Origin of the sequence: Parendozoicomonas verongulae (assembly GCF_009711465.1) — a bacterium.
Classification (GTDB): Bacteria; Pseudomonadota; Gammaproteobacteria; order Pseudomonadales; family Endozoicomonadaceae; genus Sansalvadorimonas; species Sansalvadorimonas verongulae.
Genome location: NZ_SMME01000504.1, coordinates 1 through 669 on the forward strand (window position 1 = coordinate 1; position 669 = coordinate 669).

Consider the following 669-nt stretch of genomic DNA (forward strand, 5'->3'; position numbering starts at 1 on the left):
GCTGCTCTGGCGGTGAGAGTTAAGTAAGTTGGCCGAATCGAAAGTGACACCGCAGGGGCAGGTAGTGTTCCATTGCCCCTTGCATCGAACATCCCGGCTGCACTGGCGGTGAGTGTTAAGCTTGTTGACCGAATCGAAGCTAGCGCCGCATGGGCAGGTTGTGTTCAGCTTCCCCCTGCACCGGGTGTCTCGGCTGCTCTGGCGGTGAGAGCTAAGCATGCTGAGCGAAAGGAAGGTGGCACCGCAGAAGCAGGTGGTGTTCCACTGTCCCTTACACAGGGCATCCCGGCTACTCTGGCGGTGAGAGTTAAGCTTGCTGACCGAAGCGAGGGTGGCACCGCAGGGGCAGGTGGTGTTCCGCTTCCCCTTGCATCGGGCGTCTCTGCTGCTCTGGCGGTGAGAGTTAAGCATGCTGAGCGAAAGGAAGGTGGCACCGCAGAAGCAGGTGGTGTTCCACTGTCCCTTACACAGGGCATCCCGGCTACTCTGGCGGTGAGAGTTAAGCTTGCTGACCGAAGCGAGGGTGGCACCGCAGGGGCAGGTGGTGTTCCGCTTTCCTCGACGTACTCTCCTCTTCTCATTTTGACTTAATACTTCTACTTCTGGTGTAGGACTATCGCTGTCCAAATCATCTGGGGCTGTTGATGCAGCTTCATAAACCTCTTCAAT

At 57.4% G+C, this 669-nt stretch carries 1 protein-coding gene; it reads left to right on the forward strand.

Features of this window, described 5'->3' with window-relative positions; translation table 11 throughout:
- Window positions 1-72 precede the first annotated feature (72 nt).
- Window positions 73-591 carry a hypothetical protein gene (locus E1189_RS01210; RefSeq protein WP_155158289.1) on the forward strand — a complete coding sequence of 173 codons (519 nt, stop codon included), beginning with the start codon at window positions 73-75 and terminating at the stop codon, window positions 589-591.
- Window positions 592-669 lie beyond the last annotated feature (78 nt).